Below are 9,192 nucleotides of genomic sequence, written 5' to 3'. Positions count from 1 at the left end.
GTTCGACGTCCTCGATGACTGGCTCAAGCGCGACCGCTTCGTTTTTGTCGGCTGGTCCGGCATCCTTCTTTTCCCAACGGCCTATCTGGCCATCGGTGGCTGGCTGACAGGCACCACCTTTGTTACCTCCTGGTACACCCACGGCATTGCTTCGTCGTACCTGGAAGGTTGCAACTTCCTCACCGCTGCTGTTTCAACCCCCGCTGATGCGATGGGTCACAGCTTGCTGCTGCTCTGGGGCCCTGAGGCCCAAGGCGACTTCGTTCGCTGGTGTCAGCTCGGTGGTCTCTGGGCCTTCGTGGCTCTGCACGGTGCTTTCGCACTGATCGGCTTCATGCTGCGTCAGTTCGAAATCGCTCGTCTCGTGGGCATTCGCCCGTACAACGCCATCGCCTTCTCCGGCCCGATTGCGGTGTTCGTCAGTGTCTTCCTGATGTATCCCCTCGGCCAGAGCAGCTGGTTCTTTGCTCCTTCCTTCGGGGTGGCAGCAATCTTCCGCTTCCTGCTCTTCCTCCAGGGCTTCCACAACTGGACCCTGAACCCCTTCCACATGATGGGCGTGGCCGGCATCCTCGGCGGTGCTCTGCTCTGTGCCATTCACGGCGCCACCGTGGAGAACACCTTGTTTGAGGATGGCGAGCAGGCCAACACCTTCAAGGCGTTCGAGCCCACCCAGGAAGAAGAGACCTATTCCATGGTCACCGCCAACCGCTTCTGGAGTCAGATCTTCGGGATCGCCTTCTCCAACAAGCGCTGGCTGCACTTCTTCATGTTGTTTGTTCCGGTGATGGGTCTGTGGACCAGCTCCATCGGCATCATCGGTCTGGCCCTCAACCTGCGTGCCTATGACTTCGTGTCACAGGAAATCCGCGCTGCTGAGGATCCAGAATTTGAGACCTTCTACACCAAGAACATTCTTCTGAATGAAGGTCTGCGTGCCTGGATGGCACCGGCTGACCAGCCACACGAAAACTTCGTCTTCCCTGAAGAGGTTCTGCCCCGTGGTAACGCTCTTTGATTGATTAATTCATCAATCACCTTTGTGGGGAGCGCAAGCTCCCCTTTTTTTGTGCGAAGACATCACCATCACCACGTTTCCAGCTGTCCAGCCCAATCTCTTATTGAATCGTTTATTTCTTGCGGCAAAGTTCTAGTTTTGAAGGCCAGTTTTCACAGAGCCAGCCCCGTTGTTGAACCTCGCTCAACAGGTTTTTCTGTAGGCGCTTTGTTGATCCCCAGCCAGGATCATTGGGATTCAAAAGTAAGACGTTCCAGCCTGAATTGTCGAGATTGCGAAGACTGCCTTTCTTGGGAAAAGCCACACGGCTGCGTTGACTGATTTGAGGCACCAAATAGCTGGTGGTGAGAACAGCATCCGTGTCTTGCACCTGGGAGATTGCTTCTTGAGCGTCATTCAGGACCGACACGCGACTCAGATAGGGACCGCTGAAGTACCAGGGCTTCGCCAGCGCGAGCCAGCAAACCACGGCCCAGCCCAGGGTCCAGGAGAACCCGCGGATTGCTCTGATTTGTTGCGGCCTTGCATCGATCACGGCAACCACCATGACCACGGCCAAAGGCAGGCTGTAGTGATGGATCAAGGTGCGGTAGCTGGGCGACGCTGACAGCAGGTTCACCAGCAGCAGTGGCGCGCCGATCATCAGTGTGGGCAGTGAGCGCTTCCGCCATAAGCCGATGCACGGCAGGCAGAGCAGCACGATGTACAGCAAACCTCCGCCCCAATCGAGGCTCTGAATGGCCTGAAGCGGGCCACCGCTGAGGTGGCTGAACATGCGTCCAGCGGCTTTGGGTCCCTCACCGTTCCGCAACAAGGGGTAGAGCCAGCGGCTCAACATCAGCAACCAGGTGATCGAGAGCCCTGCAGCGGTTGCACTCCATCTCCAACGGCGTCGCCAGGCCAAATCGATGGCCATACCACCAACGATCAACACCAGTCCGTCGCGGCTACCGAGCAGCAGCAACAACAGCAGCAGCCAAAGCCTTGGTCGTTCGGCCCGTTCGGCCCAGAGCGCCAGGGCAAACAGGGGCATCACCCATGTTTCGGGGTGAAAGTCGAACAGGTTGGTGTTGAACACCACAGGTTGCAGCCACCAGAGACCGCACATCAACCAGCAGCGCCGAGGGGTGAGTCCTGCTTGCTGGGCAAGCCACCAGATGGGCAGTGCTGTGAAGCTCAGCGTGAAGGCCTGGCTGGACAGCAGCCATTGCACAGATGGCATCACGCTGTAAGCCGCACCAGCGGCGTAAAGCATCCAGGCACCGTGGTCGGCCAGCACATGCACCTGTTCCATCGAAGAGATCGGTGGTTGTCCCTGACCGATCAGCCAGGCCCATTGATCGAAGAGACCCAGGTCGTAGGCGTTGCTCTGCAGCAGGCCATGGCGTGCCGCTGCACAGAACCAGAACAGCAGGCCGATCAGAACAGCCATGCTCACCAGGCCGAATTGGCCGAATGGGCGAGGTCTGCCTCGGGCTTCAGCGGTTGAAGCTGACGTCATCGAGGGGGATCAGATAGGTCTGGCTGACGTCATCAACCCAGGCTCCAGAACTGGTTGCTGCCAGACGTTGCAAGGCACGCTGACGCTTTTCCGGCATCGTTCGGTACATTTTTTCCCAGCGGAAACTGCCAGCGAGATGGCTGGCGCCTGCGTCTTTCCATTGCTGCAGTCGTTCCGAGTTCAGTTGTTTGCTGGAGATCAGCCATCCCTGCCGCCTGGCCAGGTTCAGCAAGGTGGGGTCGGTGCTGGTGACACTGACGATGCGGTTGTTGCTGGGCACCGCCTCGCGAATTCTCGAGGCCAAGGGCATCCAATCCTGGACCTGGCGATGCTCCAAAGCCCAGTAATCAACCGATAAAACCGCCAGGCTTACGGTCATCCAAAGACAGATCACACTGTTTGGTTGCCAGCGGCGGCGCCGCTGTTGCCAGCTTTGCCAGCCAAGCCCCATCAACGGGCAGGCAAACAGCAGCAAGGGCAACTGGTAGTACTCGTGGATGCTGCTGGATCGCATGGTGGCGAGGGTGCACAGCAGCACCCCCAGCAGCCCGCTGATCGCAATGCGCCCTCCCGGGCTGAGCCTTCCGATCCAGATCCCACTGATCAGGAAGGGCACGCCGGCAATGGCCAACAAACGCAAAGCCACTCTGAGGCTGAGATTGAACCAGTTCTCAAGATCCAGAAGCAGGCTGAGGCTGCTGCGATCGCTGCCGCCGCCCCAGAATCCGAAACTCAGCCCGCTGCTTTGTCCCAGTTGATAGGCGTGGGCGTACCAGGCCGCAATGGCTGCGAGCCCAGCGCCGAGGTACAGCCAAAAGCCAGGAGAGCGCAACAGCATCAAGAAGCGCCTGACATAGCGTTGAGGCTCTGCTGAACTATCCCTGCTGAGTTGCACCATCAAGAGGGGTAAACCAAGCCAGAGCAGCGGGATCACCTTGATCAGGCCTGCTCCGCTGAAACACAACCAGCTCAGCAGCAGCGCCCAACGGGAGCCCTTTGTCCGCCAATGGCTGTGTGCTTCCAAACAGCTGGCGCCCAGGAGCAGCAGCAGGGCTTCCGCCTGAAAGGTCCTTCCGTAGTACACACCGAGTGGTGCGATCGCAAAGAAGAGTCCGGCCCACCAGCCTTGTTCGGCTCCGAACCAGCGACGCCCAAGCCGCATCACCAGCCAGATGGTCAGAACACTGCAGAGCAGGGACAGGCCGCGCCCCAGCCATTCCTGCACGCCAGAAATCTGATAAAGGCGGCTCACCAGAAACGGGTACAGCGGAAATTCTGATTCCACATAGCCCGCAGAGGAGCCGGCCCAGTCGATCTGGGGTAACCAGATCGGCGTGTTGGCGATGGCGAAGTGGCGAGCCATTGCAGCGGTATCGGCCTGGCGCCAGCTGTGAACCCCAACAATCGGCATCCACAGTTGGATGAATCGCAGCAGGAAGCCAACTCCGAGCGGCAGCCAGATCACGGCGAATTCCAGACGAAGCGGGATGAAGCCGCGTAGTTCCAGATGTAGACCACCACAATTCCCGCCAGCTGAGCCCAGATGGCATGAGCGTTCACGAGGGTGTAGAAGCTGGTGGCCAAACCCACATTGGCCAGGGCGGGCAGCGAGGCCACCAAAAGGAACTTCAGCAGTCCGCGCAGGAGCCGTGCTCCTCGTTGTCGGCGATCTCGGAAGGTTAGAGCGTTGTTGATCAGGTAATTCGAACTCGCTGCGGTGATCACCGCGATCGGTAGAGCCTGTTGAAAGCTGAGTCGCAGCAGGGTCATCAGCAACGCCGTGACTGCCAGCTGCACCAGCACGCCGCTGGCCCCCACAAGTCCGAAGCTGATTGCCCGCCGCGGCAGCAGTCTCAGACTGGCTGTATGCAGCAGGGAAACGAGGAAATCCCAGAGGATGGCGCTGTCCAGCTTGGAGCTTCCATGCAGGCGTGGCTGAAAGACCAGAGGGATTTCGGCGACGGCAAGCTGTCCACGGCTGATGGCCAGAAGCTCGTAGAGGAATTTGAAGCCATTCACATCCACGTCTCGGATCAGCGGCAGGCAGCGCCTGAGGTTGAGGGCCATGAAACCGCTCATGTAATCCGTGAGGTGGCCGTAACTGGCCGGCAGGCTTCGGCGTGCCAGTTGATTGGCAAGCGTGGAGCCATCGGTGCGCCGACTGCTGAGACCGCGGATTTCCGATTGATCGAGAAAACGACTGCCGGCAACCAGATCGAGATGCCGCTGGTCGAGGGCTTGCACCGCATCCAACACTGATGCAGGCTCGTGTTGGCCGTCGCTGTCCATCACCACAGCGCGGTGATGAATGGCATCAATCAGGCCTTCTTTGATCGCGCTGGCCAGTCCTGAGCGGCCCAGTCGTCGGATGATGCGGATGCGTTGGTCCTGGCGCGCCAGATGGCGCACGATGTCCGTGGTCCCGTCGGTTGAATCGTCATCGATCACCAGGATTTCGATGCCGAAATGGTCGTCCAGCGCCAGCAGAGACTGAATCACCGCAGCGATGGACTCAGCTTCGTTGAAGGTTGGAAGAATGATTGAGAGGCCTGTTGTGTTGCTCTTCCCTTGCTGTTCCTGCGTGGAAGACACAACCCGCTGCCAAGAGGTTCAGGTTAACGGCAGCGTGCCAGTGCCCAGTCCCCTTTTCGGGCGGTCACAACACAGTGATCGTCGGGTTTTTGGGTGAGAAACCAGCCCGAATCACGGCTGCGACCTCGCCGAATCCGCTGGCCTGCGTACCAGTTCAGGCTCGGCCGTTCGTCGTATCCATGCAGCAACGGTGTGGTTGGACTTGAGCGGCTGAGGCTGGCTACGGGAGAGACAGGCCAACGCTCATTCAGTTCCCACAGCCAGAGCTGAGTACTGAACAACAGCGACAACGCCAGCACGCTGCCGCACACCATGCTGATCAGCCCCTGCCGCCGCTGTCGCAACTGCGCTGACTGAAGCCACCAGCCGCCGGCTCCCCAGCCCAATCCGGCCGCGCCAGCCAGCCAGCGATACGGTGCGAGTTGGTCGCCAACAGCCGTGAAGCTCAGAGCTGTTGCTCCGATCAGCAGGAATCCCAGCAAGATCCAGATCGAGGGAATGCGTTGCAGCCACCAACGCATTGGAATGCCCCGATCACGACGCTCCACCAACCAAACGAGCAGAGGCGCGTTGATCAGGGCGAAGGGCAGCCATAGAGGGTGGCTGTACCAGGGCAATTGTGTTTTCAGCGGCAGGATGGCGGCGGCCAGAACAACCTGGGTGGCCAGGCACCAGCGACCCCAACGCTGATGGCGCAGCTGCCAGGCCCAACACAAGCCTGGGACGAGCAGCAGCAGCCAGGGCCAGCCACCTTCCAGTAGTTCGATTAACGGCACACGCCAGCGCAGGTCACTGCCTTCCCCTGCATCGAGCAGCACCCGGCCGGCACCGTCTCCGCCCCACATCCAGAGAGCCTGGCCCCCCCTTATGTGGGCGTGCCAGAGATGCCAGCTGATGCCAGGAAGCAAACCGAGCGCCATGCAGCTGATGGCTGGGCCGCTGCGCCAGCGTTGCCATTCCAGTCCCCAGAGCACAGCGGCAAGGGCGGCGGCTGCGCAGGGAATCAGCAGCGGTGCTTTCAGAAGGAGCATGGCCGACCCCATCAGTCCTGCCGTCAGAGCCCAGTAGGAATCGTTGCGTTGGCCACGCAGACTGGCCAGGGCCAGCCAGAGCAGGGCCATTGCAGACAGCTGGCTGCCATCGAGCATGGCCAGACGACCATGGCGAGCGACCGGCAGCAGGGTGAGCAGCAGGAGGCTGGTGGCAAGGCAGCTGTTTCGCTCGCCGGGACGGAGCCGCCACTGCAGCAGACCGCCCAGCGGAACCACAAGGGTGGACAGCAGAGCCGGTACCAGCCGCACCAGCCCCTCCGATGGAAGTTGCTGCGTGCCGCTTGCCTGACGGATCACCAGGCCAATCAGGCTGTGCAGCCCCGGTCCTTTGTTGAGATAGGGCTCCCCCCAGAGGGTGGGCAAGAGCGGTGCTTCACCCAGTCCCTTGCTGAGTTCCTGGGCCACGCGAGCCACCGTGCCCTCGTCGAAATCTCTGAGAGGAACATTGCCCAGGCCGATCAGCGCCAGTCCCACCGCCACGCCCCAGATGCTCAGCAGACCGATCCAGGGTGTTGCGAACTTGGATTGCATCGTTACCGCAGGCACAATCCGACCTCGTTATCTTTGTGTTGTACAGGATGCAGTTCTGTGAACTGATGCATGCTTCCGGGCTCCATCAGTTCGAAGGCAGAACCGGTATTCACAATCCTTCAGGAGGAGGTGTCCATGAGTTCCAGTTGTTTGACCCAGGGTCTGCTGATCGCGGAGAACGCCGGCTGAACGGCACCTTCCTCTGATTGATCATCCGGTTTCGCGGCAAAAGCGGACCCGGCGAGAGCCCCCGGCCGGTCATCCGGTCGGGGGCATCGTTTTGGTCTGGTCACGGGGATCTCTTGGTAATGGCTGCGCCAGGACATCATCCAAACGGGCCTCCAGCTTCGGGTCGCGCAGGCCGTTGCGTTCCAGTGCCAGAACTCCATCCTCCAGCGCCTTCACCGCATAGCCCTCGCGGTGGTCCTCGAGCCACCGCCGGCTTTTCTTCAGCTGACGCCAGTCCCCCCGAAACGCTGCGCTGTATCGCTCGAGCAGATTCAGATCCACAGCAATCCAGTCAACCGGGCGCTCGTCTCCTGCTCGATCCAGATAAGAGGAAGAGAATGGAAAGCGCACCAGCACCTCTCGCCGCGCCAGCAATGGAACGAGAGGCGTGTTGGCCGACGCGCTCGCGTCATCCGGGATGACAGCCAGCACTCTTCGAGCGGCCTGGCCATGGCTCCACTGCAGTTGCGGTGGGCTGTACACCCAGGGATCAATGCTGTCAGGAATCAGGAAGGAAAGGCTGCGGTGGGGATTGCTGCTGACGGTGAGCAGCAGGGACAACACCAGGCAGCATCCCCAGGCCAGGCGATGGCTGCGTTGCGGGACTGGATCGCGGCGACGCTTCCACCAGAACAGGGCCCCCAGTGCAAAGCCCGGGACCACCAGCAGGGTGTAGCGGATGGTGATCGAGAGCGGGTCGTTCGCCCCCTGGGCCAGAAACAGTCCCAGCAGAGAGGGCCCTGCCAGCAGAACCGTGTCGAGACTCAGCAGGGGAATAAACAGAAAGGGCAGAGCGTGTCCCAGCAGATAGAGCAAGGTCTGCCCCGGCGGGTCGACCAGTTGCTGCAGCAGCAGCAAGGGCTGGCTCAAGATCCTCTGCACCACGCCGAGACTGCTGCTGCCTTGGAGCTGGTTGTCGCCCAGGTACTGCCCAAAGTTTTCGACCATGAACCGTTTGGCGTTGTCGTCGGAGAACAGGGGCATCAGCACGTTGGTACTGAGCAGCACCCAACCGCCTCCCCAGACGATCAAGATCAGGCCCAGTTCCCAGCGACTGTTCTGTCGCCAAAGCATCCAGGCGCCCACCGCCACAAGGAGCACGCCGGTGTCCTCGCGGATCCATGGAATCAGCAAGGCGCTGATAACAATCAGCCACGTGCGCTTTTCCAGCAGCCCCAGCATCAGCGCGAACACCATCAGGGGCAGCTGGCAGAGATCGCTGAAATTGCCGAGCGTTGGCCCGATCAGTGCATTGCCGCAGAAGTATCCATAGGTGATCCAGTTGGCCGTCCGTTCCGGGATCTGGCGAATCGCCAGGCGATGCAGAACAAGCCCTGCGGCCGTGATCAGTCCAACCTGAGTGATGGGCAGTGCAGCACCTCCGATCAGGCCGAGCAGAGGGGCCCAGAGCAGCAGCGTGGGAGTGAAGTGCTGTCCCAGCCGCTCGTAATCCACCGAGGGCAGTTCACCTGCCTGGCCGACGCTGGCTGACAGCTGCGATGACAGCGTGCTTTCGAAGGGGTGTCCTTGCAGGCTGTTCCACAGCACTTGCTGGAAGATCCCCTGGTCGTAGCTGGCCAACAGCACCTGGGACCTCCAGGCCTGGAGAATCAGCGCAACCAGCGCGAACACCCCAGCCGCGACAAAAACACGGCGGCGATGCGCCGTCCGCCCTTGAGAACCATGGCCCAGCACGTCTCTTGAAATCAGGCGTCCCCAGCTAAGCCCCAATGGCGGCTGAGAGGGCTCGCCGGATTAGGTGGATTGATCGAGATCCAAGGGGGCCTCCCGTTGGCGTGTTCTGTTTCGCTCATATTCCAGTGCCTGACTGGGCAGGAGCCTGCTCAGAGACGAATTTTGTTTGTATCGACTTGAACTGAATCACGGTTTCTCTGTATCTGCTGCTACTGGTCGAAGCCTTTTCCGTCACACCTCTGGTTGGCTCGTCATTGATATGGCTTCAGCATCCATGTGGGCTAATCCGCCCTTTTTCCGTGTGAGGATCACCCATGAAGCTCTTCCAGCAACTGCTGGTTGCGCCGGCAGCTCTCGGCCTTTTGGCCCCTGTCGCCACCCAGGCAGCTGACTTCAACGTCGATGCAATGGCTGAGTATGCCCCTTCCAGCCGGAAGGAGCAGGTCACCAGCATCACTCAGTTTTCTGATGTTTACCCAACCGACTGGGCTTATCAGGCTCTCGCCAGCCTGATCGAGCGCTACGGCTGTGTCGCCGGTTATCCCAACGGCACCTTCCGCGGCAACCGGGCCATG

Annotated in this window: 8 protein-coding genes; 3 read left to right on the top strand and 5 right to left on the bottom strand. The window is 60.4% G+C overall.

The genetic code is table 11. The annotated features are described in order from the left end of the window. A partial coding sequence (psbD, locus tag SYN9616_RS0109975; protein WP_028952945.1) for a photosystem II D2 protein (photosystem q(a) protein) occupies positions 1–1,018 on the top strand: 1,018 nt, incomplete at its 5' end. Positions 1,019–1,130: 112 nt separating this feature from the next. Here the strand turns inward: psbD and SYN9616_RS15670 are convergent. The 4 genes from SYN9616_RS15670 to SYN9616_RS0109955 are packed head-to-tail and all read right to left on the bottom strand — an operon-like array spanning position 1,131 to position 6,694. Continuing rightward, entirely contained in the window at positions 1,131–2,519 is a 1,389-nt protein-coding gene (locus tag SYN9616_RS15670) for a DUF2079 domain-containing protein (RefSeq protein ID WP_084218337.1), read from the bottom strand. Continuing rightward, positions 2,497–3,984: a glycosyltransferase family 39 protein gene (locus tag SYN9616_RS0109965; RefSeq protein WP_232200308.1), complete on the bottom strand. Its 1,488-nt coding sequence runs from the start codon at positions 3,982–3,984 to the stop codon at positions 2,497–2,499. The genes SYN9616_RS15670 and SYN9616_RS0109965 overlap by 23 nt, the downstream gene beginning before the upstream one ends. After that, entirely contained in the window at positions 3,981–5,111 is a 1,131-nt protein-coding gene (locus SYN9616_RS0109960) for a glycosyltransferase (RefSeq protein WP_028952943.1), read from the bottom strand. Before SYN9616_RS0109960 ends, SYN9616_RS0109965 begins: the two co-directional genes overlap by 4 nt. A gap of 23 nt (positions 5,112–5,134) precedes the next feature. Further along, the gene (locus SYN9616_RS0109955; protein WP_028952942.1) at positions 5,135–6,694 is read right to left on the bottom strand and encodes a glycosyltransferase family 39 protein; all 1,560 of its coding nucleotides are present in this window, start codon (positions 6,692–6,694) and stop codon (positions 5,135–5,137) included. A gap of 65 nt (positions 6,695–6,759) precedes the next feature. Here SYN9616_RS0109955 and SYN9616_RS17370 point away from each other — a divergent pair, with 65 nt between their 5' ends. Next, positions 6,760–6,900 (top strand): hypothetical protein, encoded by a 141-nt coding sequence (locus SYN9616_RS17370; RefSeq protein ID WP_156918758.1) that lies wholly within the window; start codon positions 6,760–6,762, stop codon positions 6,898–6,900. A gap of 52 nt (positions 6,901–6,952) precedes the next feature. On the opposite strand, the gene SYN9616_RS15665 is transcribed toward SYN9616_RS17370, so the two are convergent. Next, positions 6,953–8,545, bottom strand: a complete 1,593-nt coding sequence (locus SYN9616_RS15665) for a DUF2079 domain-containing protein (protein ID WP_037991463.1) — start codon at positions 8,543–8,545, stop codon at positions 6,953–6,955. Between the two features lie 386 nt (positions 8,546–8,931). Here SYN9616_RS15665 and SYN9616_RS0109940 point away from each other — a divergent pair. After that, positions 8,932–9,192: S-layer homology domain-containing protein (locus SYN9616_RS0109940; protein WP_028952941.1), on the top strand; the 261-nt coding region annotated here is incomplete at its 3' end.

Source organism: Synechococcus sp. CC9616 (assembly GCF_000515235.1).
Classification (GTDB): Bacteria; Cyanobacteriota; Cyanobacteriia; order PCC-6307; family Cyanobiaceae; genus Parasynechococcus.
The sequence above is the reverse complement of the archived record's forward strand: the minus strand, read 5'-3'. Positions and strand labels throughout refer to the sequence as shown.

Coding starts and splice junctions, on each gene's coding strand:
- SYN9616_RS15670 (WP_084218337.1), bottom strand. CDS start 2,519: ATGACGTCAGCTTCAACCGCTGAAGCCCGAGGCAGACCTCGCCCATTC.
- SYN9616_RS17370 (WP_156918758.1), top strand. CDS start 6,760: ATGCATGCTTCCGGGCTCCATCAGTTCGAAGGCAGAACCGGTATTCAC.
- SYN9616_RS0109955 (WP_028952942.1), bottom strand. CDS start 6,694: ATGCAATCCAAGTTCGCAACACCCTGGATCGGTCTGCTGAGCATCTGG.